This window comes from Sphaerisporangium sp. NBC_01403, from assembly GCF_045040145.1.
Taxonomy (GTDB): domain Bacteria; phylum Actinomycetota; class Actinomycetes; order Streptosporangiales; family Streptosporangiaceae; genus Sphaerisporangium; species Sphaerisporangium viridialbum.
Window position 1 is genome coordinate 1,479,747 of the sequence record NZ_CP109534.1, and the last position, 24,432, is coordinate 1,504,178.

Annotated in this window: 26 protein-coding genes; 16 read left to right on the forward strand and 10 right to left on the reverse strand. The window is 71.8% G+C overall.

Features of this window, described 5'->3' with window-relative positions:
• Nucleotides 1–138 precede the first annotated feature (138 nt).
• Entirely contained in the window at nt 139–396 is a 258-nt protein-coding gene (locus tag OG589_RS06335; protein ID WP_405147023.1) for a hypothetical protein, read from the forward strand.
• 26 nt (nt 397–422) lie between these two features.
• On the opposite strand, the gene OG589_RS06340 is transcribed toward OG589_RS06335, so the two are convergent.
• The gene (locus OG589_RS06340) at nt 423–794 is read right to left on the reverse strand and encodes a DoxX family protein (RefSeq protein ID WP_405147024.1); all 372 of its coding nucleotides are present in this window, start codon (nt 792–794) and stop codon (nt 423–425) included.
• 186 nt (nt 795–980) lie between these two features.
• Between OG589_RS06340 and OG589_RS06345 the strand changes: the two genes are divergently transcribed.
• Entirely contained in the window at nt 981–1,661 is a 681-nt protein-coding gene (locus OG589_RS06345) for a TetR/AcrR family transcriptional regulator (RefSeq protein WP_405147025.1), read from the forward strand.
• Nucleotides 1,662–1,694: 33 nt separating this feature from the next.
• On the opposite strand, the gene OG589_RS06350 is transcribed toward OG589_RS06345, so the two are convergent.
• The 5 genes from OG589_RS06350 to OG589_RS06370 form a co-directional block, all read right to left on the reverse strand.
• A complete protein-coding gene (locus OG589_RS06350; RefSeq protein ID WP_405147027.1) occupies nt 1,695–2,441 on the reverse strand; it encodes a copper homeostasis protein CutC in 747 nt (248 codons plus the stop codon).
• Nucleotides 2,442–2,573: 132 nt separating this feature from the next.
• Nucleotides 2,574–3,512 (reverse strand): asparaginase, encoded by a 939-nt coding sequence (locus tag OG589_RS06355; protein ID WP_405147029.1) that lies wholly within the window; start codon nt 3,510–3,512, stop codon nt 2,574–2,576.
• Between the two features lie 22 nt (nt 3,513–3,534).
• The gene (locus OG589_RS06360) at nt 3,535–4,395 is read right to left on the reverse strand and encodes an amino acid ABC transporter permease (RefSeq protein ID WP_405147031.1); all 861 of its coding nucleotides are present in this window, start codon (nt 4,393–4,395) and stop codon (nt 3,535–3,537) included.
• Nucleotides 4,392–5,036 carry an amino acid ABC transporter permease gene (locus OG589_RS06365; RefSeq protein WP_405147033.1) on the reverse strand — a complete coding sequence of 215 codons (645 nt, stop codon included), beginning with the start codon at nt 5,034–5,036 and terminating at the stop codon, nt 4,392–4,394. Before OG589_RS06365 ends, OG589_RS06360 begins: the two co-directional genes overlap by 4 nt.
• A gap of 14 nt (nt 5,037–5,050) precedes the next feature.
• Nucleotides 5,051–6,007 carry a glutamate ABC transporter substrate-binding protein gene (locus tag OG589_RS06370; protein ID WP_405147035.1) on the reverse strand — a complete coding sequence of 319 codons (957 nt, stop codon included), beginning with the start codon at nt 6,005–6,007 and terminating at the stop codon, nt 5,051–5,053.
• A gap of 129 nt (nt 6,008–6,136) precedes the next feature.
• On the opposite strand from OG589_RS06370, the gene OG589_RS06375 reads away from it, so the two are divergent.
• Nucleotides 6,137–7,282: an ROK family protein gene (locus OG589_RS06375; RefSeq protein WP_405147037.1), complete on the forward strand. Its 1,146-nt coding sequence runs from the start codon at nt 6,137–6,139 to the stop codon at nt 7,280–7,282.
• Nucleotides 7,283–7,301: 19 nt separating this feature from the next.
• Here the strand turns inward: OG589_RS06375 and OG589_RS06380 are convergent, their stop codons facing one another.
• On the reverse strand, nt 7,302–8,276 hold the full coding sequence (locus tag OG589_RS06380) for a magnesium transporter CorA family protein (protein ID WP_405147039.1): 975 nt from the start codon (nt 8,274–8,276) through the stop codon (nt 7,302–7,304).
• Between the two features lie 24 nt (nt 8,277–8,300).
• Complete coding sequence (locus tag OG589_RS06385) at nt 8,301–8,645, reverse strand: spore germination protein GerW family protein (RefSeq protein WP_405147041.1); 345 nt, start codon at nt 8,643–8,645, stop codon at nt 8,301–8,303.
• Nucleotides 8,646–8,754: 109 nt separating this feature from the next.
• On the opposite strand from OG589_RS06385, the gene OG589_RS06390 reads away from it, so the two are divergent.
• From OG589_RS06390 to OG589_RS06450, 13 genes are all read left to right on the forward strand, one after another.
• Nucleotides 8,755–9,723, forward strand: coding sequence for a GNAT family N-acetyltransferase (locus OG589_RS06390; RefSeq protein WP_405147043.1), 969 nt, complete (start codon nt 8,755–8,757; stop codon nt 9,721–9,723).
• A 235-nt stretch (nt 9,724–9,958) separates the two neighbouring features.
• Nucleotides 9,959–10,972: a LacI family DNA-binding transcriptional regulator gene (locus OG589_RS06395; RefSeq protein ID WP_405147044.1), complete on the forward strand. Its 1,014-nt coding sequence runs from the start codon at nt 9,959–9,961 to the stop codon at nt 10,970–10,972.
• Complete coding sequence (locus OG589_RS06400; RefSeq protein WP_405147045.1) at nt 10,969–11,901, forward strand: carbohydrate ABC transporter permease; 933 nt, start codon at nt 10,969–10,971, stop codon at nt 11,899–11,901. Before OG589_RS06395 ends, OG589_RS06400 begins: the two co-directional genes overlap by 4 nt.
• A 1-nt stretch (nt 11,902) precedes the next feature.
• Nucleotides 11,903–12,721 carry a carbohydrate ABC transporter permease gene (locus tag OG589_RS06405; RefSeq protein ID WP_405147047.1) on the forward strand — a complete coding sequence of 273 codons (819 nt, stop codon included), beginning with the start codon at nt 11,903–11,905 and terminating at the stop codon, nt 12,719–12,721.
• A gap of 49 nt (nt 12,722–12,770) precedes the next feature.
• Nucleotides 12,771–14,081 carry an ABC transporter substrate-binding protein gene (locus tag OG589_RS06410; RefSeq protein WP_405147049.1) on the forward strand — a complete coding sequence of 437 codons (1,311 nt, stop codon included), beginning with the start codon at nt 12,771–12,773 and terminating at the stop codon, nt 14,079–14,081.
• On the forward strand, nt 14,078–15,040 hold the full coding sequence (locus OG589_RS06415) for an ADP-ribosylglycohydrolase family protein (RefSeq protein WP_405147051.1): 963 nt from the start codon (nt 14,078–14,080) through the stop codon (nt 15,038–15,040). Before OG589_RS06410 ends, OG589_RS06415 begins: the two co-directional genes overlap by 4 nt.
• A gap of 116 nt (nt 15,041–15,156) precedes the next feature.
• On the forward strand, nt 15,157–16,128 hold the full coding sequence (locus tag OG589_RS06420; RefSeq protein ID WP_405147052.1) for an ADP-ribosylglycohydrolase family protein: 972 nt from the start codon (nt 15,157–15,159) through the stop codon (nt 16,126–16,128).
• Entirely contained in the window at nt 16,125–17,309 is a 1,185-nt protein-coding gene (locus tag OG589_RS06425) for an ADP-ribosylglycohydrolase family protein (RefSeq protein WP_405147053.1), read from the forward strand. The genes OG589_RS06420 and OG589_RS06425 overlap by 4 nt, the downstream gene beginning before the upstream one ends.
• Nucleotides 17,306–18,670 (forward strand): ADP-ribosylglycohydrolase family protein, encoded by a 1,365-nt coding sequence (locus OG589_RS06430; RefSeq protein ID WP_405147054.1) that lies wholly within the window; start codon nt 17,306–17,308, stop codon nt 18,668–18,670. The genes OG589_RS06425 and OG589_RS06430 overlap by 4 nt, the downstream gene beginning before the upstream one ends.
• A gap of 144 nt (nt 18,671–18,814) precedes the next feature.
• The gene (gene rbsK, locus OG589_RS06435; protein WP_405147056.1) at nt 18,815–19,687 is read left to right on the forward strand and encodes a ribokinase; all 873 of its coding nucleotides are present in this window, start codon (nt 18,815–18,817) and stop codon (nt 19,685–19,687) included.
• Between the two features lie 13 nt (nt 19,688–19,700).
• The gene (locus tag OG589_RS06440; RefSeq protein WP_405147058.1) at nt 19,701–20,873 is read left to right on the forward strand and encodes a CaiB/BaiF CoA transferase family protein; all 1,173 of its coding nucleotides are present in this window, start codon (nt 19,701–19,703) and stop codon (nt 20,871–20,873) included.
• Between the two features lie 52 nt (nt 20,874–20,925).
• Complete coding sequence (locus OG589_RS06445; protein ID WP_405147059.1) at nt 20,926–21,750, forward strand: HpcH/HpaI aldolase/citrate lyase family protein; 825 nt, start codon at nt 20,926–20,928, stop codon at nt 21,748–21,750.
• Nucleotides 21,751–21,912: 162 nt separating this feature from the next.
• Nucleotides 21,913–22,896: a BtrH N-terminal domain-containing protein gene (locus OG589_RS06450; RefSeq protein WP_405147061.1), complete on the forward strand. Its 984-nt coding sequence runs from the start codon at nt 21,913–21,915 to the stop codon at nt 22,894–22,896.
• Between the two features lie 36 nt (nt 22,897–22,932).
• On the opposite strand, the gene OG589_RS06455 is transcribed toward OG589_RS06450, so the two are convergent.
• Both OG589_RS06455 and OG589_RS06460 read right to left on the reverse strand, forming a co-directional pair.
• The gene (locus OG589_RS06455) at nt 22,933–23,091 is read right to left on the reverse strand and encodes a hypothetical protein (RefSeq protein WP_405147063.1); all 159 of its coding nucleotides are present in this window, start codon (nt 23,089–23,091) and stop codon (nt 22,933–22,935) included.
• Nucleotides 23,088–24,362, reverse strand: a complete 1,275-nt coding sequence (locus tag OG589_RS06460) for a C39 family peptidase (protein ID WP_405147064.1) — start codon at nt 24,360–24,362, stop codon at nt 23,088–23,090. Before OG589_RS06460 ends, OG589_RS06455 begins: the two co-directional genes overlap by 4 nt.
• Between the last annotated feature and the right edge of the window lie 70 nt (nt 24,363–24,432).

The following is a 24,432-nucleotide window of genomic DNA, read 5'->3' on the forward strand; positions in this document are numbered from 1 at the left end:
GCCTGTGCGACTCCAGCAACTATGCGAAACCTTGTTGCCTACTATTTGCGGATATTTCTACCTTCGGAGCATGTGCTTTCGGCGGCAGCGGGTCGCGCTCGGATCGAGCCGCGCGCCCGCGCGGTACAGGGAGGCCGGATGATCGTTTCCGGGGGCGCCTACGCGGACGAGCCGAGGGATCGGCGCCGGGTGAACCGCACGACAGTGGAGCGCGTACGTGCCGCCGTGGCCCTGATCATGGAAAGCGAGAGCCGTCGAAGGCGGGCCGAGGGCCTGATGCACTGCTGGGGGCTGAGTCGTGAGGACCTCGACGAGGCGGCACGTGCCCTCGGCACCCCACCGGTAACCGACGAGGAATGGAACGCCGTCCAAGACGGCCGAGGCATCCAGAACTGAGCCCCGGCCACCGGCAACCGCGGGGGTCAGAAGTGGTAGGGGCCGAAGCGGCCCCAGGCTACGAGGGCGGAGAGGATCAGCAGGACGACGTTGAGGACCGCGCCCTGGACCTCGTTGCGCCGCAGGTGGACCACGATCGCGCCGATCATGATCAGGGCGAGGCCGGTGGCGGCGAGCGGGGTGAGGACGGTGGCGATGCCCGTCACGGCGGGGAGGATCAGGCCGAGCGCGGCCAGGAACTCCAGTCCGCCGATGAGCTTCACCGTGCCGGCGGAGTAGTCGTCGACCCACCCCATGTTCGTGGCGAGCTTCTCCTTGGGCTGAGTGGTCTTCAGTACACCCGCCATGCCGAAGGCCAGGGCGAGAAGCACCTGAACTATCCACAGGAAGACGTTCACAGGGTCTCCTTCGAGGGCCGGGGAGTGAGGGGCATGCCGCACAGGTGAGCCCGGCCGTCACCACCTGAGGGAAGTAGAAGTGGCTCTGACCTGGTACGGAGTGCGTATCGGCAAGTCGAGGGTCACCTCGACTCGCGAGCGTAGCACAGAAGTCGAGGTAACCCTCAAGTTCGTTACACTAGGGAGATGCCGTCCGACGAGCCCACGCCGACCAAGACCGCGCGGCCCCTGCGCCGCGACGCGCAACGCAACCGTGACGCCCTGGTGGACGCCGCCCGCACCATCTTCGCCTCGGAGGGGCTCGACGCCCCGCTGGAACAGATCGCCAGGCAGGCGGGTGTCGCCATCGGCACGCTCTACCGCAACTTCCCCACCCGCATGGACCTCGTCGAGGCGATATTCGTCGGCAAGCTGCGCACCTGGCTGGAGAGCGCGGAGCAGGCCCTGAGCATGGACGACGCGTGGCAGGCGTTCGCCTACTACCTGGAGAAGCTGTGTGAGCTGCAGGCCCACGACCGGGGGTTCAACGACCTGGCGTCCATGCGCTTCCCCCACGCGGAGTGCATGGAGCGCACCCAGGCCCACATCAACGAGCTGAGCCGCCGCATCGTCGAGCGGGCGCAGGGCGAGGGAGTGGTCAGGCCGGACGTCACGGTGGAGGACCTGGCGCTCGTGATCTGGGCCCACACCCGCATCAGCGAGGCGACGAGCGAGGTCTGCCCCACCGCCTGGCGGCGCCACCTCGGGCTGATGCTCGACGCGTTCCGCGCCGAGCGCGCCCATCCGCTCCCCGAGCCGCCCATGCGTCCCGAGCAGGTCTACCAGGCGATGGTGAGCCTCGGAGGCTCCAGTACCTGCACCGGCTGAGCACCCCTGACGGGCCGCCTGCGCGCCGTTCCGTCAGGCGGTGGCCGCGCTCATGATCTCGGAGATCAGGGCGCCGGAGGTGACCTGCCTGAGGTACTCCGGCTGCCGCAGTTCGCCGCCCATGAAGGGGCGCGGGTTCCGGTGCACGGCGGGGCTCGGCTCGCCCGTGAGCGCGGCGAAGTGGATCTCGCTGACCCCGGTCTGCGCCACGATGCGCCCGATGTTCCGCTCGGTCACGCCTCCGCCCGGCATCACGATGATGCGGTCGCCCGCGTGCCGTACGAGCGAGGCGATCAGCGGAGCGCCCTCCAGCACCGACACCTCCTGGCCGGAGGTCAGCACGCGCCGCACGCCGAGGTCGACGAGCGTGTCGAGCGCCTCGTAGGGGTTCGCCGTCATGTCGAAGGCGCGGTGGAAGGTGACCGGCAGGCCGTCCGCCGCCGCGATGAGCCGCTCGCACACCGGCCGGTCCACCGTGCCCTGCGGCGTCAGCGCGCCGATGACCACACCGTGCGCCCCGGCGGCCCGTACCTCGGCCACGTCCCGCTCCATGGCGGCGACCTCGTGGGCGTCGAAGATGAAGTCGCCGCCCCTCGGCCGGATGATCACGTGGACGCGGATGCCGGACACCGCCGCGAGCGTCGCCGCCACCGTGCCGATGGTCGGCGTGATGCCGCCCTCGAACAGCGCCGCGCACAGCTCCACCCGGTGCGCGCCCGCCCGTTCGGCCGCGAGGGCCGCCTCGGTGCTGTCGACGCAGATCTCGTACGTGAGGCTCATGTGCTTCCTTGGAACATAGCTGGCGGATCGGACAGTGCCGGGTCAAAGAGCGCAGGGTCGAAGAGCGCCGGCTGAAAGAGCGCCGGCTGAAAGAGCGCCGGCTGAAAGAGCGGCCGGTCAGAGGGTGGTGGGTCAGAGGGTGGCGCGGATCTCGCCGACGGGACGGCCGCCGCCGAGCACCGGGACCGTGGTGAACGCCTCGGCGCCGGTGACGTCGGCCCCGAGCTCGGCGAGCGCGGCCAGCGCGATCGCCGATGTCGCCCTCGGGCCGCCGTCGACGACCTTGACGGCCACCGCGTGCCCCTCGGCTGTCGCGGCGACGAGCACGCCCTCCGCGCCGCCCTTCACCAGCGAGCCCGGCAGGGCGCGCATCAGCTCGGTGTTCAGGTGACCGGTCCCCCCGACGTACTCGGGGAACGAGCGCATCGCGTCGGCCACCGCCCGTTCGGGCGTGTCGCGCGGGGCGGTCACGAGCGCCCGTACGCCCCGCGCGAGCCCCGCGAGCGACATGGCGAACAGCGGGGCGCCGCAGCCGTCGACGGCCGTGTGCGGGCTCTGCTCGCCGGACAGCCTCTGGACGGCCGAACGCACCCGCTCCTGCAACGGGTGCGAGGGGGTGAGGTACGACGCGGTGTCCCAGCCCGACGCCGCGCAGGCCAGCAGCATCGCCGCGTGCTTGCCCGAGCAGTTCATGCGCGCCCTGGACCTGCCCTCGCCCGACCTGATCAGGGCGTGCCGCGCGGGCTCGTCCTCCGGCCAGTCGGCGGGGCAGCCCAGGGCGGAAAGGCCCAGGCCCGCCTCGTCCAGCATGGCGCCGACGAGCGCGACGTGGAAGTCCTCCCCTGTGTGACTTCCCGCCGCGATCGCCAGGCGCGAGCCGTGGAGCGGCGCGCCGGAGGTGAGGCAGGCGAGGGCCTGGAACGGCTTGGCGGAGGAGCGGGGCAGCATCGGCTCCTCCACGGCGCCGCGTGAGAGCGCGAGGGCCCCGTCCGGACCGAGGCCCGCGACGCTGCCGAAATGGACGCTCTCGGTGAAGCCGGAACGGACGACCTCGGCCAGACGGGCGTACATGCGGTCACCTTTCTCGAACATGTCAGGCATGGACTGCGGCCTCCGGGACCGCCGGGGGCCTGGCGCGGCGGCCCCCGCGCGCCTGCCGGGCCTCCAGCGTGCGGGCGAGCTTGGACAGCGACGCGTTCACCACCAGATAGATCAGCGCCACGACGATGTAGGTCTGAATCAGCAGGTGGTTGTAGTTGGCGAGCACCTTGCCGCTGTACAGCAGCTCGGCGTAGCTCACGACGAACCCCAGCGAGGTGTCCTTGAGCAGGCCGACCGACTGGCTGACGATGGACGGGAGCACGCGCCTTGCCGCCTGGGGCAGCACGATGGCCCGCATGGTCTGCCCCCGGGTGAGCCCGATGGCGAGCCCCGCCTCGGTCTGGCCGCGCTCGATCGACAGGATGCCCGCGCGGAAGATCCCGGCGAACGCCGCCGCGTTGGACACCGAGAGCGGCACCACGAGCTTCCAGAACAGCGGCAGGTCCACGCCGTACCTCGGCAGCGCGAACAGCACGACGTAGACGAGCAGCAGCGCCGGGATGGTGCGCACGACCTCGATGTACGCGGCCGACGCCCAGCGCACCGGGCGCCGGGGCGACAGCCGGCCGAGCGCGAGCAGCAGCCCGCCTGCCATGGCGAGCGCGGCGGAGACCACGGCCGCCAGAGCGGTCGACCACAGCCCGTCGAGCAGGTAGCGCCACATCGGCCAGGTGGCGTACGGCTGCCACCGCGCCGCGTCGAGCTGCCCGTTCGCGGCGAACTGCCGTACGGCCAGGGCCACCAGGCCGAGCGCCGCCAGCGTGAAGACGACGGTGGCGGTGCGGACCCGGCGCCGCGCGCGCGGCCCCGGCTCGTCGAAGAGCAGGCGGGTCGGGGCGCTCCCTCGCGTCATCGGGCCACCGCCAGCTTCCGTTCGAGCACGCCGGTGGCGAGTCCGACCAGCGACGACAGCAGCATGTACGCCAGCCCGGCCCCGACGAAGATCGGGATGGGCTGTGCCTCGATGAGGTTCACCCGGTTGGCGGCGGCGGTCAGCTCGACCACGCCGACCGCCGCCGCCAGGGAGGTGTTCATCGTGAGCATGATGAAGATGTTGCCGAGCGGCTGGACGACCGTCCCGAGCGCCTGCGGCAGCACCACGTACCGCAGGGACCCGGTGAAGCCGAGCCCGAGCGCCCGGGCGGCCTCGCCCTGCCCGGCGGGGACCGAGTTGACCCCCGACCTCAGCGCCTCGGCCACGTAGGCGGCCTGGTACAGCGCGATCACCACCACCGCCGTCGTGAACAGTCCCGCCTGGACGCCGATCTCCGGCAGCCCGAAGACCGCCAGGATCAGCAGCACCAGCAGGGGGATGTTCTGCAGCGTCTCGACGTAGACCGTGCCGGCGGCGCGCAGCACGGGCACCGGGCTGACGCGGGCCGTCGCGACCAGGACGCCCACCACGGACGCGCCCGCGAACGCGAGCAGCGTGAGCCGCAGGGTGACGAGCAGGCCGTCCCACAGCGCCGGGAGGTTGCCGGACAGTGCGTCCATCGGGGAGGTCGGCCCTACGAGCCCGGGACCGAGCCGATGGCGGGCGGCGTGGGCGCCTCGCCCTGCACGACCGTGCCGATCGAGTTCTTCCACGCCTGCTGCCACAGGCCCGCGTCCTGCGACTTCTTCAGCCAGTCGTTGACGAACTTCTTCATCTGGTCGTCGCCGTGCTTGAGGCCGATGCCGTACGGGTCGGTCGTGAACGGCTCGCCGACCACCTGCAGTTCGGGGTCGCTCTTGCCGTCGGCGACGAGCAGCGACTGGTCCTGCACGTAGGCGACGCCGCGGTCCTGCTTGAGCGCCTGGACGCACTCGGGGTCGCTGCCGAAGGTCACGATCTTGGCGTTGGGCGCGACCTTCTTGAGTGCCGGGATGGCCGGGGTGTTGGCGCCCGCGATGACCGTCTTGCCGTCCAGGTCCTCGGGCTTGGCGATCCCGGTCGTCCCCTTCTTGACCGCGACGGCGAGGCCGGAGGTGTAGTACGGCCCGGCGAAGGCGACCTGCTTGGCCCGCTCCGGCGTGATCGTGTAGGTCTGGAACACCACGTCGACGGTGCCGTTGGACAGCAGCGCCTCCCGCGTCTCCGAGGCGGCGTTCACGATCTTCACCTTGGGCGCGCCGATGATGTACTTCGCCAGCAGCTTGCCGAGGTCGGCGTCGAAGCCCTCCACCTGACCCGTCACCGGGTTCTGCTGGGAGAGCAGCGGCGCGTCGAGCGAGCCGCCGACGATGAGCTCGCCGCGCTTCTTGATCTTCTCCATCGTCGACCCGGGCAGGATCTCCGAGGCCGCGGCGACGGGGGCGTTCGCGAAGGCGTCCGCGGCCGTCGCACCCCCGTCACCGGGAGCGCCGGGCGGCACGGCGGCAGAGCCGCCGCTTCCCGAGCAGGCGGCCGCCCCGGCCAGCGACACCACGGTCACCACGGTCAGCGCCGCGCGGCGCGAGCGTGACAGTGCGGCAGCGTGCACCATCACCAACTCCATTCTCGTCGTTTACGATCGAACTTAATTCGGAATCGAAGTTTTACGGACGATAGAGGTCGATATCGGGCTAAGTCAACTGATTGCTGTACTAAGTCATGACGTGGTATGCATCTCCCTGTGTCAGGCAAAGGTGAGCTCCTCCGTCTCGTCGCCCTGGGCCATGCCGAGTCGCGCGCGGAACTCGCCAGGCATTCGGGCCTCGCCCCGTCGAGCGTGTCGCTGCGCGTCGAGGAGCTGATCGACGCGGGCCTGCTCCAGGAGGAGGGCGCGGGGCTGTCCAGAGGCGGCCGGCGTCCCCGGCGTCTCAGGCTCGCCCCCCGGGCCGGGCTGCTCGCCGTCGCCGACCTCGGCAGCCACCACGCCAGGCTCGGCCTGGTCGACCTCAGCGGTACGCCCCTGGCCGTCGTCGAGCACGCCTGCGACATAGGGGACGGGGCGCGGCCCACGCTCGACTGGCTCGTGACCCGGCTGGAGGAGCTCGTCGCGGCGCGGGGCGGCGGGCTCCCGGTGCGGGGGGTCGGCATCGGCGTTCCCGGCCCGGTCGACCCGTCCGACGGCACCGTCATCTCGCCCTCGCGCATGCCGGGCTGGAACGAGTACCCGGTCGGCGCGCACCTCGCCGATCGGTTCGGCGTCCCCATCCTGGTCGAGAACGACGCCAACCTGATGGCGGCGGGGGAGCATCTCGCCTGGCCGGGCTGCGAGAACCTCATGGTCCTCAAGGTCGGCACCGGCATCGGCTGCGGCATCATCGCCGGCGGTCGGCTGCACCGGGGGCGCGGGGCGGCGGGCGACATCAGCCACGTGCGCGTGCGCACGGACAGGTCGGTGATGTGCTCGTGCGGCCACTCCGACTGCCTGGAGGCCTTCGCCAGCGGCGCCGCGCTGATGGCCGCCCTCGCCGAGCAGGGCATCGAGGTCGACCACCCCGCGCGCATCGCCGCCCTCGCGGCCGACGGCGTCCCGCAGGCCACCAACCTCGTACGCGGCGCGGGGCGGCTCATCGGCGACGTGCTCACCGCGCTCGTCAACTTCTTCAACCCCGACGCGGTGGTGATCGGGGGAAGCCTGTCGGCTGCCGAGCAGCTCGTCGCCGCGGTCAGGGGCGCGGTCTACGAGCGCTGCCTGCCCCTGGCCACCCGGGACCTCAAGATCGACGCGACGCGGGCCGGGCCGAACGCGGCCATTCTCGGCGCGGGCTCACTGCTGCGCGACGTCGTGCTCTCCGGCGGCTGGGTCGACGAGGCGACCGCCCGCGCCTGAGCCCCGGAAACGCGACCGGTCAGATCCAGTCCTTCTTGCGGAAGACGAGGTAGAGGATCGACGAGGCCACGATGATCAGAAGGCTGGAGGTCCAGAACCCGGCCGCGTGCGAGAAGCCGGGGAAGGGGATGTTCTGGCCGTAGAAGCCGGTGATCAGGGTGGGCACCGCGATGATCGCGGCCCAGCTCGTCACCCGCTTCATGATGTCGTTCATCCGGTAGCCCTGGAGGTTCAGGTGGGTCTCGTAGACGTTGCCCACCAGCTCGCGAAGCGACTCGGTCCACTCCGACACCCGCAGCACGTGGTCGTAGACGTCCTGGTAGTAGGGCGCCATCTCGGGCTCGACCACCCGCAGGTCGCGGCGGATGAGGCTGTTCACCACCTCGCGCATCGGCACCACGACGCGCCTGAACCGCACCGTGGTCCTGCGCAGGTCGAACATCTGGCGCTGCATGGCCCGCCCGTCGCCCGGGCGGTCGGTGAAAAGCTGGTCCTCCAGCTCCTCCACCTGGTCGTCGAGCGCCTGGGCGACGTCGAAGTGGCCGTCCACGACGTAGTCGAGCAGGGAGTGCAGGAGGAAGGAGACGCCGTGCCTGGCGAGCCCGCCCTCGGCGTCCCAGCGCGCCACCACGGCGTCGATGTCGCAGGTGTCGTCGGACCGGACCGTCACCAGGGCGTTCCTGGTGACGAAGACCGACACCTCGGTGAGGTCCAGGGGCCCGTCGCCCCCACCCAGCCTGACGGCGTAGACGGTGAGGAACAGGTGGCTCTCGTAGATGTCGAGCTTCGGCCTCTGGTGGGGGTGCAGCACGTCCTCGACGGCGAGGGGGTGCAGCCCGAGCTCCTCGCTGATGACGGCGAGCTTCTCAGGGGTGGGAGCAAGCAGGTCGAACCACACGGTCGCCGAGGGATCCTTGATGTACTCGGAGACGTCGGCGATCGGGAAGCCCTCGGCCTCAAGGACGCCGTCGCGGTAGAGGCGGGTGCGGTCCATGTCGGCCAAGCCTAGTCGTGCCGTTCAGCGCCCATGACGGCGTTCCGGCGGCATGCCGGAGCGCAGGGCGTACACGATCAGCGCGAGCCCCAAGAGGATCTGCCCGCCGAGCACGATGCGGTCGACGTCGACGACGGGCCTCCACGACACCTCGCCGTCCTTGATGACGTACGCGCCTACGGGGCGCGCCGTGGCGGCCCCGCCACCGCCCGCGCCGCTGGACACCCGTTCCTTGGCCTCTCCGGTGCCGAAGCCGCCCGCGGTGCGCACCACCAGCGCCGGGATGACCGTGGCGCCGTCCTTCTCGTACGGCTCGCCGTACACCCGCCGGGCACCGGATAGACGGTCGAAGAACTCCCGCAGTTCCATGCCTGCCTCCGCTCAGGATAAGTCGCGACGGACGCCATCATCCCTCAGGAGGCGGCGCCGCCAAGTCCCGACTCAGCGCCGTGCAAGTGCACGCCCCTACAACGGAGGCGTGAACCACAACGACCACAATCACCCCGGCGCGGTCATGGACGCGTACGACATCCGGCGGCCGGCGACGGAGGACGTGCCGGTCATCCATGAGCTGGTGTCCGCCTGTGACACCGAGGTCCTCGGCCACCCCGACATGACCGAGGACGACGTGGCTGACGGCCTCGCCGATCCGGGCTTCGACCTCGGCCGCGACGGCTGGCTGGTGTTCCGCCGCGACGGGGACCCGGCGCTGGTGGGCTGGGGCTACGCCTCGCGCCAGGGCGACGGCGACAACGTCGAGATCGAGATCCTCTCCCGCGACGCGGCGGTGACCCCCTGGCTGTGGGACACCGTCCTGCGGCGGGCCGGCGAGCTGGCCGCCGAGGCCGGGCACCCCTACGCGGTGGCCGACATCGGCGTCTACCGGCAGGACGACGCCAAGCGGGCGCTGGCCAAGGAGCACGGCTTCGAGGCCGCGACCAGCTTCCACCGGCTGAGGGCCGACCACGCGGAAGTGGACCCCGGGTCCCTCCCCGGTGTCACCGTGCGCGGGGCGGCCGGGTCCGAGGAGCTGACGCGGGCCGCCCACCGGATCCACCAGGAGGGCTTCGCCCGGCACTTCGGGTTCGTCCCCAAGGAGTACGACCGGTGGAGGGAGGACTTCGAGTCCTCCAGCACCCACGACTGGTCGCAGCTCCTCGTCGCCGAGGTGGACGGCGCTCCGGCGGCGATGCTGCTCGGGAGCGACATGTTCGTCAGCGATGAGAACTGCGGGTACGTCCGGATCCTGTCGGTGCTGCCGGAGTCCCGGGGCAGGGGCCTCGGCAAGCTGCTGCTGCGGCACGCCTTCGCCGGGGACGTGGCCCGGGGGAGGGCCGGCACGTACCTGCACGTGGACTCCGGCAACAGCTCCCCGGCGCTCGATCTGTACCTGTCGGTGGGCATGCGGCCGGTGCTCGCCATCGACGTCTGGCGCCGTACGATCTGACCGGTCCCGCTAGCGGCGGCTCGCCCCGGCCGCCGCCTCCCGGCGCTGGCGCGCGCTCCACGACCACTGACCAGGTAAGCTCCCCGGCGAAGCGTCCGCGATGTCCGGTTTATCCGATCGTGACTTGACGCCGAATGTGTCCCGCAGGTTACATGTCCTCACCCCGTAAACGTTTTCAGAGTTCTCAGCCCCATTTTCTGTAAACGTTTACCGTTTCCGACCACCGAGGTGACACGTGAGTGACGGGCCGACGATCACGACGATCGCCCAGCGCGCGGGAGTGTCCATCGCGTCGGTGTCACGGGTGCTCAACGGGCTGCCCACCAAGGCCGAGACCGAGCGCCGGGTGATGAGCGCAGCGCGCGAGCTCGGCTACGTGCCGAACTCGGTCGCGAGGTCGCTGAAGTCCAGGCGCAGCAACCAGGTGGGCTTCGCGATGGCAGACATAGGGAACCCGGTGTACCTCGCGATGATCCGCGAGATCCAGCCGGTGCTCAAGGCGGCCGGCTACCGGCTGGTGCTGCACTCCACGAACGTGGACGCCGCGGACGAGATCGACGTGCTGCGCGGCCTCGGGGAGCGGTACATCGACGGCCTCATCATGATCCCGCTGCGCGTGACCGGCGAGCACCTGAAGATGTTCGCCGCCGCCCGGGCGCCGATCGTGATCATCGGTTCCGTCCCCGAGGGCACCCCCGTCGACAACGTGCGGACCGACTCCCGCAAGGGCGTGCGGCTCGCCGTCGAGCACCTCCACCGGCTCGGCCGCAGGCGCATCGGCTTCGTGAACGGCCCGCTCGACACCGTCCCGGGCGCCGCCCGCTCGGCCGCCTACGCCGAGGCGCTCGCGGCGCTCGGCCTGCCGTACGACCCCGGCCTCGTGGAGGTGGGCGACTTCTACCGCCCGGAAGGCGCGAGTGCCGCCGCCCGCCTGATCGACCGCGTGCCCGACCTCGACGCGCTGCTGTGCGCCAACGACCTGATCGCGCTCGGGGCGCTCGATGTCCTGCGGCGCGAGCGGCGGCGGGTGCCCGAGGAGGTCGCCGTGGCGAGCATGGACGACACCGACCTCGCCACCGTCGCCTGGCCCCCGCTGACCAGCGTCTCGCTCGGCTCCGCCGAACGCGGCCGGGCGGCGGCCGAGCTCCTGCTCGACCGGCTCGCCCACGGCCCGCGCGAGCCCCGCGTGGTCACCGTCGAGCCCCGCCTGGTGATCCGCGCCTCGACCATGGGGGAGGAGACCTCATGACCCTGACGGCCGAAAGGACGCGAAGGCCCGCCACGGGTCACCGCGGCAGGGAGAAGAGGGGCCGGCAGGGGCGCGAGACGCTCGTGCTCATGCTGCCCGCGCTCGTGCCGGTGCTGGTCTTCAGCGTCGGGCCGCTGCTGTACGGCATCTTCCTCGCCTTCACCGACGCGAGGTCGGGGCGCAACGCTGTGACGTCCTTCGTCGGGCTGGCGAACTTCGGCGACCTGATGGCCGACGCGGACTTCTGGTCGTCGTTCCGCATCGGCCTGATCTGGGCGGTCTCGGTGACCGTGCTGCAGTTCCTCGCCTCGCTCGGGCTGGCCCTGCTGCTCAACGAGGACCTGCGGTTCCGGGCGTTCGCGCGGGTGCTGGTGCTGGTGCCATGGGCCATGCCGCCCGTCGTCATCGGGCTGATGTGGCGGCTGGTCTACCACCCGAACGCCGGGATCCTCAACAGTGTGCTGCGCGACGTCGGCCTGCTCGACCACAACATCGACTGGCTCAACGACTTCTCCATCGCGCTCCCCGCCGTGATCGTCGTCGGCATCTGGACCGGCATGCCGCAGACGACCGTCGTGCTGCTCGCCGGGCTGCAGAACGTGCCCAAGGAGCTGTACGAGGCCGGCCACATGGACGGGGCCTCGTCCTTCCGCCGCTTCTGGAGCATCACGCTGCCGCAGCTCCGCCCGATCATCGTGACGATCACCTCCCTGGACTTCGTCTGGAACATCAACCAGTTCGGCCTGGTCTACGTCCTCACCCAGGGCGGGCCCGGCGGGCAGACCCGGCTGCCGATGCTCTTCGCCTACGAGGAGGCCTTCCGCTACGGCTTCTTCGGGTACGCGGCCACGCTCGGCGTCGCCTTCGTGATCGTCGTGCTGGCCGTGCTGGGCCTCTATATCTGGCGGCAGATGCGGGAGGCGAACTGACATGCGCAGGCCACTGCAGTACCTCGCCCTGCTGGGCTACGTCGTCTTCCTGGCCTTCCCCATGGTCTGGCTGCTGTCCACGGCGCTCAAGACGTCGAGGGAGATGGCGAGCCTGGTGCCCACGTGGATCCCGCGCCACCCGATCCTGTCGAACTTCGCCGACGCGTTCGGCGAGCAGGACCTCGTCGGCAGCGCGCTGCGCAGCCTCGCGGTGGCGGTCGCCTGCTCGGTGCTGACCGTCGTGCTCGCGCTGCCCGCCTCGTACGCGATGGCCCGCTACCGATCGCTCGTCAGCAAGTTCGCGGTCGGGTGGGTGCTGGTCAGCCAGGTCTTCCCGTTCATCCTGATCATCATCCCGCTGTTCATGGTGCTGCGGCGGCTGGACCTGGTGAACACCCTGCCGGGCCTCACCGTCGTGCACGTGACGTTCGTGCTGCCGTTCGCGCTGTGGATGCTCCAGGGGTACGTGCGCGCGGTGCCGCGCGAGCTGGAGGAGGCCGCGGCGGTCGACGGCGCGGGCCGGATCCGCTCGCTGGTGAAGGTGGTCGCGCCGCTGCTCGCCCCCGGCGTGGTCGCCACGGCGCTGTTCGCCTTCATCTCCTCCTGGAACGAGTTCCTTTTCGCACTGGTCGTCCTCAAGGACCCCGACGTGGCGACCCTGCCACTGACCCTCGTCAAGTTCACCGGCGCGGAGGGGGTCGTACGTCTCGGCCCGCTCGCGGCGGCGTCGCTGCTCGCGACGATCCCGAGCCTGGTGTTCTTCGCGATCATCCAGCGGCGGCTCAGATCGGGCCTGATGGCCGGCGCGGTCAAGGGCTAGCTCCCGCGGAACCCCTCAAGCATGCTGCACCCCCTGATAGGAGAATCTCTTGCGTACCAGAACCGCACTCGCGGTGGCGGCGGCCGCGATGGTCGCGCTGACGGCCGGCTGCTCGTCCGGCGGAGACGCCGGCGGCGGCGACCAGCCCGCCAAGGCCGTGAACCTGAAGTTCCTGAGCCTCGCGTGGCAGAAGGAGTCCATCGCCGCGAACAAGCAGATCGTCGGCGAGTGGAACAAGGCCAACCCCGGCACCCAGGTCGAGTACGTCCAGGGGAGCTGGGACAACGTCAACGACCAGCTCGTCACCTCGTTCGAGGGCGGTGACCCGCCGGACGTCATCCACGACGACTCCCCGGCGCTGGCCGGCTTCGCCTCGCGCGGCTACCTCATGGACCTCACCGGCAAGCTCCCCGACGACCTGAAGAGCGACATCCCCCAGCCCGCCTGGGACACCGTGACCTTCGCCGACGGCAAGGGCGGCCAGGGCGTGTACGGCGTGCCGTTCCTGCAGGAGTCGCAGGTCATCATCGCCAACAAGAAGCTGCTCGACGCGGCGAAGGTGCGCATCCCGACCCCGGACAACCCCTGGACCTGGGACGAGTACGCCGAGATCTGCAAGAAGCTCACCAAGGACGGCGCCTTCGGGGTGGCCTGGCCGCTGAAGTCGCCGGTCAACAAGGTGCTCAACCTCGGCCTGAACTTCGGCGGCACCTTCTTCCAGACCGACGGCACCAAGGCCACGGTCAAGGTCGGCCCCGAGGAGCGCGAGGTCCTCCAGCGCATCCACGACCAGCTCTACAAGGACAAGTCGGCCGACCTGTCCACGCTCGGCATGGGCACCGCCGACCCGCTTCCCGGCTTCTACGCGGGCAAGTACGCCATGATCCCCGCAAGCGTCTACCTGCGCCAGCAGGTCGTGGAGCAGGCGCCGGCCGGCTTCGAGTGGATCACGCTCCCGCCGCTGAAGGGCACCACCTCCAACCAGGGCGCCGCCTCGCAGACCCTGTCGGTCGCGGCCGACAGCAAGTACCCCGACCAGGCGACTAAGTTCATCTCGTTCTTCCTGAACAGCGCCAACCAGGCCAAGCTCGCCAAGGGCGACTGGCTGCTCCCGACCAGCACCAAGGCCGCGAGCGACCCGTCGATGACGACCAAGGAGAACGGCTGGGACGTGGCGACGGCCTCGGCCAAGAACCTCGTGGTCGCCCCCTACCTGCGGGTGAACGGGTTCGACGAGTGGAAGAGCAAGGTGGCCACGCCCACCCTGCAGCAGTACTTCGCCAACAAGATCACCCTCGACCAGGCGGCCAAGGCGCTCGTCGAGGAGGGCGACAAGGTGCTGGAGCGGTACAGCAAATGAGGCTGACCCGCGCCCGGGGGTGCCTGCTCGGCCTGGCGGCCGGCGACGCCCTCGGGCGGCCCGCCGAGAACCTCGCCCCGGAGGAGATCGCCCGGCGCTGGGGCCGTCTCACCGAGATCGAGCCCGGCATGGGCGGCACCGACGACACCGAGTACACCATCTTCGCCTCCTCCCTGCTGTGCAGGTACGGCTCGGCCATGACCCCCGCCGACGTCGCCAGGGAGTACCGCGAGCAGATCATCCCGAACATCGAGGGACCGATGCGCGGCGCGGGGTTCTCCGAGCTCGGCGCCATCCAGGCGCTTCGCCGGGGCATCGAGCCGCCGCTGTCCGGCAGGTGGCACCAGCACGGCTGGTCCGACGGGCTCGCCATGCGCGCCGCGCCGTACGGCGTCTTCGCCGCCGGCGACCCGGTCGAGGCCGCCCGGCTGGTGGCGGTCGACGGGGTGGTGAGCAACAGCGGCGAGGGCGTGTACGGCGGCCAGGCGGTGGCGGCGGCGGTGGCCGTCGCCATGACCGGCGCCTCGCCTGGCGAGGTCGTCGAGGCCGGCATCGCGGCCGTCCCCGAGGACTCCTGGACCTCCCGCAACCTGCGTGCCGCCGTCGCGGCAGTGGCAACGGCATCGGCTGAGGCGCTGTACGAGGCCGTGGTCGTGCGCCACTACCCCTGGACGGACCTCGCGCCCGAGGCGGTCGCGCTCGCCTTCGCCGGGTACCTCATGGGCGCGGGCGAGGTCGAGGAGTCGGTGGTGTCGGCCGCCAACCTCGGCAGGGACGCCGACACCACCGCGGCCATCGCCGGCGCCCTCGCGGGGGCGGGGCGCGGCGAGGCCGCAGTGCCGGAACGGTGGGCCAGGGAGATCGGGCCGGTCACCGGCAGATGCCTCCCGGTCGTCGCCGGGCGCCACGTGCTCGACGTCGCCACCGAACTGGTGGCCGCGACCGGGGAACCGGCGTGACCGCGCGCCGGGCGACCGGCGTGACCGCGCGTCGGAGGACCGGCGTGACCGCGCACGGCGGCGACGAGGACCGGCCGGCATGTTCGCGGCGCCGGCCCAAGGGATAGAGGAGAGACATGTCATCGGGGGACAGGATCCGCGGCGCCTTCATCGGCCTCGCGATCGGCGACGCGGCCGGCTGGCCGTCCGCACGGCACCGCTCCGCGCTGCTCGCGCCCTGGAGCAGGCGGCTCGGCAGGGAGCTCGACGGCTTCGCCGAGGAGCACCGGGTCACGACCCCGCCCGTGCCGTTCACGCTGAACCAGCCCGCCGAGCCGCTGGCGATCGGGCCGTCCGACGACGCCGAATGGCTCGCCTGGACCGCGCTCACCATCCACGAGGACCGCGCCGAGGCCTTCGGCAGGCTGGCCGGCCGGTCGGACCTGCGCGTGCGGATCTCCGTACGCTCGGCGCTGGACAACCTGGCGGCCGGGAAACCGCCCCCGGCCAGCGGCCACGACAACCCGCACTTCTTCGACGACGCGGCGGCCGTGCGCGCCGTCGCCTTCGGGGCGATCGGGGCCGACCCGAGGGCCGACGCCTCGGTGACCAACGCGGAGGACGGCGTCCACGCGGCCATGGCCGTGGCGGCGGCGGTCGCCGAGCTGGTGGCGGGCGGACCGATGGCCTCGGCGATCGAGGCGGCGCTGGCCGAGCTGCCCGAGGACACCGCGATCGGCCACGCGACGCGTACGGCGCTCGCGGTGGCGCGGGAGGCGGGCGACCCCTTCGCGGCGGTCCCGGCCCTGGACGCGGCCCTGCTCGACCACGTCTACAGCTACGGCGTCGCGGCCTCGCAGACGGTCGCGGTGGCACTGGCGCTCGCGGAGGTGTCCGGGGGCGCGCTCGCCGCGGCCGTGCCCGCCGCCGCGTGCCTGCCCTCACTCGCCGACTCCGCCCCGGCCCTGACCGGGGCGCTCACCGGAGCCTTCACCGGGTACGAGGCGCTTCCGGAGGGCTGGCGGGTCGCGGCGCGCACGCTGACGGGCTGCGGGCTGCCCGACCTGGCAGGAACGGATCTCATCGACATCGCTGGAGGACTCGCATGACGCCGCAGGACGATCCGCTGACCGACCTGCTGACCGACAAGGCCGTCGGGTGCGTGACGGGCGCGGCGGTCGGCGACGCGCTCGGCGGCGCCACCGAGGGCTGGACGCCCGAGCAGATCCAGGAGCGCTACGAGGGGTACGTGACGGGCATCGTCCCGCCGTACTTCGAGGACTGGCGCAACGCCCGCCCCATCGCCCCGTACCACAAGGGCGACGGCCACGTCACCGACGACACCCTCATGACCCACGCGCTCATCCGCGTGTACGAGAAGGCCGGGCGGCACCTGGACGCGTACGCGGCGGCCGAGCACCTGGTGCCCGAGATGATGGGCGAGAAGCGCTGGATCCCCGAGCTGGAGACCGAGGCGCTGCCGCTGCAGCGGGTCTTCCTCGCCGAGAAGTGGCTGGTCCTGCGCCTGCACTACGGCCATGTCGACCCGCGAGAGGCGGGCGTCGGCAACATCGTCAACTGCGGCGCCGCCATGTACATGGCGCCGGTCGGCATCGTGAACGCGGCCAACCCCGACGCGGCGTACGCCGAGGCCATCGACCTGGCGGGCGCCCACCAGTCCAGCTACGGCCGGGAGGCCGCCGGGGTGCTCGCCGCCGCCGTCGCCGAGGCCATGCGCCCGGGCGCGACCGCGGACTCTGTGGTCGCCACCTGCCTGCGACTGGCGCGGGACGGCACGCGGGCCGCCATCGAGGCCGTCTGCGAGCGGGCGCGGGGCCTACGCCACTGGGAGGGGTCCTTCGGCGTGCTGCGCGAGGCAGTCGCGCCCTACGACACCGTCGCGGAGACCTACCGCGACCAGGGACTCGGCGCCCGCAGGCCGAGCCGCCTGCACAGCATCGAGGAGCTGCCGCTGGCCCTCGCCTTCCTGCTGATCGCCGGGGGCGACTACCGCGACACCATCCTCGGGGGCGTCAACTACGGGCGCGACGCCGACTCGATCGCGAGCATGGGCGGGGCGATCGCCGGGGCGCTCTCGGGAGCCAAGGCCGTGCCGCCGGAGTGGCTCGACCCGGTGACCGAGGCCAGCAGGATCGACCTGGTGGCTCCCGGGGTGTCCATCGCCGAGGTGGCGCGCCGCGTCCACGCCACCGACCTCGCCGCCCGCCGCGCCCACGAGACCGCGTTCACCTCCCTCACCTGGGACACCTCCAAGGACCCATCATCATGACCGGACCGTCCTTTATCCGGCTCACCTGGGTTCAACCCGAGGACCTGCTGGGGCACGAGCTGCGCCAGGCGGCCGAGGACGGGCGTTCGGCCGAGGTGAAGGCCATCGCGGCCCGGTGGCACGCGGCGGGAGGGCACGACGCGCCGCCGCGTGCCGGAGCCTCCCCCGAGCCGCCGACACCGGAGCTGCGCGAGCTGGCGGCCCGGCTGCTCGACGAACTGGCGGCGATCCCGTCTCCGCTTCCCGAGCCCTCTGACCTGGCCGCGATCGTGGCGAGCGCCCCCGGAGGCATGGGCACCGGTACCGACAACGGACGCGGCGCGCTCCGTGAACGGCTGCTCGGGGCGTGGCTCGGGCGGGCGGCCGGGTGCGTGCTGGGCAAGCCGGTGGAGAAGATCCCCCGCGAGGGCATCAGGGAGATCGCGGAGGCCACCGGCAACTGGCCCGTCCGCCGCTGGTTCACCGCCATCGGCCTCCCGGACGACGTGGCGGCCCGCTGGCCGTGGAACAGGCGCAGCGCCGTCAACTCCCTGGCCGAGAACATCGACGGCGTGCCCGAGGACGACGACCTCAACTTCCCGCTGCTCGCACTGTCGCTGCTGGAGCGCTTCGGCCGGGACTTCACCACCGCGGACGTCGCCACGATGTGGCTGGACGAGCTGCCCGCCGGCCGCGTGTTCACGGCGGAACGGGTGGCGTACCGCAACCTGCTCGACGGGGTGGAGCCGCCGGGCACGGCCAGCCGGCGCAACCCGTTCAGGGAGTGGATCGGCGCGCTGATCAGGGCGGACGTGTACGGCTGGGCCAACCCGGGCGACCCGCGCGCCGCCGCGGAGTTCGCCTGGCGGGACGCCCGCCTCAGCCACACCGCCAACGGGATCTATGGCGCGATGATGGTCGCGGCCATGTGCGCGCGGTCTCTCGTCGCCTCCTCGGTCGAGGAGGTCGTCGCGGCGGGGCTGTCCGTCGTCCCCGCGGAGTCGCGGCTGGCGCGGGCCGTACGGGAGGCCGTCGCCGACGCCGCGTCCGAGCCGGACTTCGAGCGGGTCGTGGACCGGCTGTACGAGCGGCACGGCGACCTGCACTGGGTCCACACGATCAACAACGCGGCGCTCGTCGCGGCGGCGCTCATCCATGGGCGCGGTGACTTCACGGCCTCGATCGCCGGGGCGGTCGCGGCGGGCTGGGACACCGACTCGGCGGGGGCCACGGTCGGGTCGATCATGGGCGGGCTGCTCGGCGCGTCCCGGATCCCCGCGGAGTGGGCGCTGAAGAACCGGCTGGCCAGCAGCATGAGAGGCTTCGACGGCATCGGCTTCGACGAGCTCACCCGGCGCACCCTGGCGGTCACCGCCCCGTGACCCGCGACACGACGCACCCTGAAGCCGCCGTCCCGGCGGCGGGGAAGGCCGGTCACCACCGGGACACGGCGTCATGACGCCGCCATCCCGGTGGTCGCGGGCGGGCGGTCACCGCCGGGGTGACGGCATGCGAGAGGAAAGACCATGATCTCGGTTTTCGGCAGCGCCAACATGGACCTGGTCGCCTACACCGCGACCGCCCCCAAACGCGGCGAAACGGTGACCGGCCGGACGTTCAGCACGGTTCCCGGCGGAAAGGGTGCCAACCAGGCCATCGCCGCGGCCCGCGCGGGCGCGGAGGTCGCGTTCGTCGGCGCGGTGGGCGACGACGCCTTCGGGCCGGTCATGCGCGAGACGCTGGAGTCGGCGGGCGTCGACGTGCGCCGCCTGCGGGTCGTGCCGGGCTCCTCGGGCATCGCCCACATCGTCGTGGACGACGAGGGCGGCAACTCCATCATCGTGATCCCCGGCGCCAACGGCACCGTGACGGGCGTCTCGCCGGAGGACCTCGCCGTCATCGCCCGGTCCGACGCGCTGCTGCTCCAGCTCGAACTGCCCATGGAGGCCGTGGTCGCGGCGGCCCGCCAGGCCGGGGTCCCGGTGATCCTCACCCCCGCCCCCGCGCGGGAGCTGCCGCGCGAGCTGCTCGACGCGGTCGGCCTGATCGTGCCCAACGAGCACGAGGCCGAGGCCATCACCGGCCTCGCCGACCCCGGCGAGGCGCTCGAAGCGCTGCTGGACCTCGTCCCCGAGGCCGTGATCACCCTGGGCGGGGAGGGCGCGCTGTACGGCTCACGCGCGGGCGAGCGGCTGCGCGTGCCCGCCGTACCGGTGAAGGCGGTCGACACCACGGCGGCGGGGGACACCTTCGTCGGCGCGCTGGCCGTGGCACGGGCCGAGGGCAGGCCGCAGCCGGCGGCCCTGCGGTTCGCCGCCACGGCGGCGGCCCTCTCGGTCCAGCGCGAGGGCGCGAGCACGTCGATGCCCACCCGCGCCGAGATCGACGCGGCACTGTGATGGAGGTACACCGATGAAAGCCCTCGAAGGCATCCGCGTCCTGGACCTCGCGACGCTGTTCGCCGGGCCGATGGCGGCGATGCTGCTCGGTGACTTCGGCGCCGAGGTCGTCAAGGTCGAGCATCCGGCCAAGCCCGATCCCTCGCGAGGGCATGGGCCCGGCGGCCTGTGGTGGAAGATGCTCGGCCGCAACAAGCGAGCCGTGACCCTCAACCTGTCCACGGCCGAGGGTCAGGACCTGCTCCTCGCGCTGGTGCGCGACGCCGACGTGGTCATCGAGAACTTCAGGCCGGGCACGCTGGAGCGCTGGAACCTCTCCTACGACCGGCTCCGCGAGGCCAACCCGCGCCTGGTGCTCGCCCGCGTCACCGGCTTCGGCCAGTTCGGGCCGTACGCCAAGCGGCCAGGGTTCGGCACGCTCGCCGAGGCGATGAGCGGGTTCGCCGCGATGACCGGCGAGCCGGACGGCCCGCCGACCCTGCCGCCGTTCGGCCTGGCCGACGGCATCTGCGCCCTCGCGACCGCCTACGCCGTGATGGCGGCGCTTCGCGCGCGTGAAACCACCGGCGCGGGGCAGGTGGTCGACATGTCGATCATCGAGCCTATTCTGACCGTGCTCGGGGCCCAGCCGACGATCTACGACCAGCTCGCGATCGTGCCGCCGCGCACCGGCAACCGTTCGGTGAACAACGCGCCGCGCAACACCTACCGGTGCGCGGACGGCTCCTGGGTGGCGGTGTCCACCTCGGCGCAGAACATCGCCGAGCGGGTCATGCGACTGGTGGGCAGGCCCGAGTACATCGCCGAGCCGTGGTTCGCCACCGGGGCGGGGCGGGTCGAGCACGCCGCCGAGCTGGACGAGGCCGTCGCCGCGTGGGTCGCCGCGCGCACCCGCGACGAGGTGCTCGCCGCGTTCGAGGAGGCGCAGGCCGCCGTCGCGCCGATCTACGACGTGCGCGACGTGCTGGCCGATCCGCAGCTCGCCGCCCTGGACGCCGTCACCACCGTGGAGGACCCCGAGCTCGGGCCGCTGCGGATGCAGAACGTCATGTTCCGGCTGTCTGACACCCCCGGCGAGATCCGCTGGACCGGCCGCCCCCACGGCGCCGACACCGCCGGCCTGCTGTCGGAGCTGGGCCTCTCGCCCTCCGACATCGAAGCCCTGCGCCAGAAGGGAGTGGTCTGATGACGTACGCGACACCGGCCACCCCACAGACGCCTACAAGAGGAGCTGGGTCGTGCTGACCTTCCTGTACGCGCCCGCCGACCGGCCGGCGCTGGTGGCCAAGGCGCTCGCGGGGCCCGCCGACGTGGTGATCGTCGACCTGGAGGACGCCGTCGCGGCGGACGCCAAGAGCGAGGCGAGGGCTGAGGTCGTGGGGCTGCTCGCCGGCCCGCAGCCGCGCGTCCAGGTCAGGATCAACGACGTGCGCACGGCGTGCGGCCAGGAGGACCTGCGGGCCATCGGCGCCCTCTGCTCAGGCACGGCCGGCATCCGGGTGCCGAAGGTCGAGTCGGCCGTCGACATCCGTGAGGTGGCCAAGGCCGCGCCCGGCGTCGCGCTGCACCCGCTCATCGAGTCGGCCCTCGGCCTCGAACGGGCCTACGAGATCGCCTCGGCCGACCCGGCGGTGGCGAGCATCGGCCTGGGCGAGGCGGACCTGCGCGCGGACCTGGGCGTCAGCGACGAGGCGGGGCTGGCCTGGGCGCGGTCGCGGCTCGTGGTCGCCGCCCGCGCGGCCGGGCTGCCCGCGCCCGTCCAGTCGGTCTACACCGACTTCCGCGACCTGGAGGGCCTGGCCGAGTCGTGCCGCGTCGGCCGGTCGATGGGCTTCCGCGGCCGGGCGGCAATCCACCCGGCACAGCTCCCGGTCATCGAGGCCGCCTACCGCCCGACGGAGGAGGAGGTCACGGCCGCCAACGAGGTCGTGGCGGCGGCAGGGGTCGGCGCGGTGGCCCTCCCCGACGGCCGCTTCGTCGACGAGGCCGTCGTCCGCCAGGCCAGAAGCGTCCTCACCGACGCCGTCCGCACCCCCGCCACCACCCCGACCATGACGCCCTAGCCGGCGGGCCCTTGCCGAGATCGGACTGTCGAGGGTGAGTCCGGTCTCGGCTGGACTCTCCCACTGTGGGAGGCCTCATGCTACTCCCAGTGGTTGATCATGAAGGTATCAGGGATCGGGACGGTGTGACCGTTCGCCGCGTCAGCATGAGGAGAGCGACGCATGACCATCGTGAAGGACATCGAGGCCCGCGGCATGCACCACTGCGAGACGACGGCGCTGGGGGTGCTGTTACGGCATGAGGGACTTGATCTGTCCGAGCCCATGCTGTTCGGCCTGGGCTCGGGCCTGTCCTTCATCTATTGGGACAGCAAGGGCATGGCGTTCCCCTTTCTCGGAGGCCGCGTCAAGCCTTTCGACCTCACCAGGAACCTGGCCGCCAGGCTGGGACTGACGTTGATGGCCGAGGAGACCACCTCGCCGCGCAAGGCGTGGGAGAACGTGGCCGCCCCCATCGACGCCGGTCGGCCGGTCGGCCTTCAGCTCGACTGCTACCACCTGGACTATTTCCGCTCCAAGGTGCACTTCGGCGGTCATGTCGTCGCCATGTACGGCTACGACGAGCACGACGTCTACCTTGTGGACACCGACCAGCAGGGAGGAGCGGTGCGCACCAGCCGCGCCGGCCTCGCCATGGCGCGCGCCGAACGCGGCCCGATGACCGCCAGGAACCGCTCCTTCACCATCACCCTGCCGGCTCACCCGCTTTCTTGGCAGGACCAGATCATCCCCGCCATCAAGGACTGCGCCGACGCCTTCCTCGCCGCTCCCATCGCGAACCTGGGCCACCGCGGCATCGAGAAGGCCGGCAAACAGGTGCCCAGATGGCTGCTACGCGTCGGCGATCCGCAGCAGGACCTGCCGCAGGCCGCCCTCCTCATGGAGAAGGGCGGCACCGGCGGTGCCCTGTTTCGCGCCCTCTATCGCGACTTCCTCGACGAGTGCACCCGGCTGATCGACGACGGCAACCTCCGCGCCGGTCACCGGCTGTACGCCGAGGCCGCCGTCCTGTGGACGGACGTGTCCACCTTGATCGCGAAGGCTGGAGAGAGCGGCGACGCGGGGTACCTCGAGCAGGCCGGCGTCATCCTCCACGATCTTTCGCGCATCGAGAAGGACGCCATGCAGGTGCTGCGTCAGTTGTAGCTCAAAGGGAAGCCGGCTGTACGGGTACGGCCCGAGTCACGCGGTGGCCTCGCTGTCGTGCACCATCGGGTCGTTCCTCGCGGTGACCTCGGCGCCGTCGGCCGCCGGCGACCGCCTGGCCCGTGACCGGACCACGGTTTGGGGGCCGAGGTGCGGCGAACCCCGGAGGGCCCGCCGCACCCGGAAAGGGGTCACCAGTTGGCGGGCAGCCCCGGTGTGGTCCTGGGCAGCCTTTGCCCGGACGGATGGATGACGTAGACGATGCCGCCGCTGCCCGAGCTGCGCAGCCAGACGTTCTCGAAGTTGGCTCGCGGGTAGACGTGGCGTACGGCGTCGTTGCCCGGCGAGGCCGGGTCGTTGGCGATCACGTCGCCCGTGGCGGTGAAGCCGATGATCACCATGAGGTGGCCGTTGGTGCCGTAGCCCGCGCCGGGCAGCTCGCTCTCCTGGAACGACTGGGAGGTGATCACCGGGATGCCGGCCTTGATCAGGCGTTCCATCTCGGTGAGCGACCGCAGCCGGGTCACGAAGCCGTCAAGGCCGTAGCGGCCGGCGTAGGCGGTGTTGAAGGGCCAGTTGCCCGCACCCTGGTAGGCGTGGTCGTAGGTGTACCGGGCGGCGTAGTCGACCTCGGGGTTCGGGTCGGACGGGTCGACCCAGGAGGTGTCCTCGGCGCTCGGCCACCTGTCCCAGTAACCGAGGACCATGGTGGTCGAGGTCGGGCTGCACCACGCCTCGCCGCCGCCGTCCCACTCGGGGTAGTGGCCGCGGTGGACGTTCTGGGAGCGGCGGGGCACGTTCAGCTCGGTTCCCCACGCGCCGCCCGAGGGGCTGACCGGTACGGTGGCGCGTTCTGGTACGGCGGAGGCCATCGCCCCGAGGGTCCTGACCTCGGGGATCACCGCCGAGCCCGGCGTGCGATGCAGCGTGACCCGCAGCTGGTACGCGGTGATGGCCTTGCCCGCCGCGGCGACGAAGGTGTCGACGGAGACGGTGCCGTCGGCGTCCCGCTGGCCCGGCAACGAGGTGCGGCGGATGTCGGACTCGCCGTAGGCCCAGCGGCCCATCACGTACCACTTGGTCAGCCCGGCCGCGTGGCGGCCGCGCATCTCGACCTGCAGCCAGCTCCCGGGCGGCGTGTCGGCGGTCCAGGAGGCGACCAGCTCGGTGGCGGCGAAGCCGATCCGCCGCTCCTTGCCGGTCCAGCGGGCGTACTCCCAGTCCTTGGTGCCGAGCGCGTCGGTGTAGGAGGTCGTCCCCACAGGGGAGGCGAAGGCGAGGCCGCGCCCGGCGGTCACGCCCTCGGCGGTGCCGGAGTGGAAGGACGCTCGCTGGTAGACGACCTTCACCGGACTCGGCGGCGGTTTGGCCCCGGCGGCTGCGCTCGCCGCTGAGGGCGTCGCGGCGGTGGTGGCCAGGAGGACGGCGGGGAGTAAGACGGAGAGGAGGACGGTCGGCACGCGCATGGGCTCACCTTCCCTGAAGGGGCTCTCGACGCCGCAGACGGTAGAACCTCCGCCTATTTCGTACATCGGG

Coding starts and splice junctions, on each gene's coding strand:
- OG589_RS06355 (WP_405147029.1), bottom strand. CDS start 3,512: ATGTACGCCCGTCTGGCCGAGGTCGTCCGTTCCGGCTTCACCGAGAGC.
- OG589_RS06380 (WP_405147039.1), bottom strand. CDS start 8,276: ATGGACCGCACCCGCCTCTACCGCGACGGCGTCCTTGAGGCCGAGGGC.
- OG589_RS06360 (WP_405147031.1), bottom strand. CDS start 4,395: ATGACGCGAGGGAGCGCCCCGACCCGCCTGCTCTTCGACGAGCCGGGG.
- OG589_RS06415 (WP_405147051.1), top strand. CDS start 14,078: ATGAGGCTGACCCGCGCCCGGGGGTGCCTGCTCGGCCTGGCGGCCGGC.
- OG589_RS06450 (WP_405147061.1), top strand. CDS start 21,913: ATGACCATCGTGAAGGACATCGAGGCCCGCGGCATGCACCACTGCGAG.
- OG589_RS06420 (WP_405147052.1), top strand. CDS start 15,157: ATGTCATCGGGGGACAGGATCCGCGGCGCCTTCATCGGCCTCGCGATC.
- rbsK (WP_405147056.1), top strand. CDS start 18,815: ATGATCTCGGTTTTCGGCAGCGCCAACATGGACCTGGTCGCCTACACC.
- OG589_RS06460 (WP_405147064.1), bottom strand. CDS start 24,362: ATGCGCGTGCCGACCGTCCTCCTCTCCGTCTTACTCCCCGCCGTCCTC.
- OG589_RS06405 (WP_405147047.1), top strand. CDS start 11,903: ATGCGCAGGCCACTGCAGTACCTCGCCCTGCTGGGCTACGTCGTCTTC.
- OG589_RS06345 (WP_405147025.1), top strand. CDS start 981: ATGCCGTCCGACGAGCCCACGCCGACCAAGACCGCGCGGCCCCTGCGC.
- OG589_RS06425 (WP_405147053.1), top strand. CDS start 16,125: ATGACGCCGCAGGACGATCCGCTGACCGACCTGCTGACCGACAAGGCC.
- OG589_RS06440 (WP_405147058.1), top strand. CDS start 19,701: ATGAAAGCCCTCGAAGGCATCCGCGTCCTGGACCTCGCGACGCTGTTC.
- OG589_RS06385 (WP_405147041.1), bottom strand. CDS start 8,645: ATGGAACTGCGGGAGTTCTTCGACCGTCTATCCGGTGCCCGGCGGGTG.
- OG589_RS06365 (WP_405147033.1), bottom strand. CDS start 5,036: ATGGACGCACTGTCCGGCAACCTCCCGGCGCTGTGGGACGGCCTGCTC.
- OG589_RS06350 (WP_405147027.1), bottom strand. CDS start 2,441: ATGAGCCTCACGTACGAGATCTGCGTCGACAGCACCGAGGCGGCCCTC.
- OG589_RS06370 (WP_405147035.1), bottom strand. CDS start 6,007: ATGGTGCACGCTGCCGCACTGTCACGCTCGCGCCGCGCGGCGCTGACC.
- OG589_RS06335 (WP_405147023.1), top strand. CDS start 139: ATGATCGTTTCCGGGGGCGCCTACGCGGACGAGCCGAGGGATCGGCGC.
- OG589_RS06430 (WP_405147054.1), top strand. CDS start 17,306: ATGACCGGACCGTCCTTTATCCGGCTCACCTGGGTTCAACCCGAGGAC.
- OG589_RS06400 (WP_405147045.1), top strand. CDS start 10,969: ATGACCCTGACGGCCGAAAGGACGCGAAGGCCCGCCACGGGTCACCGC.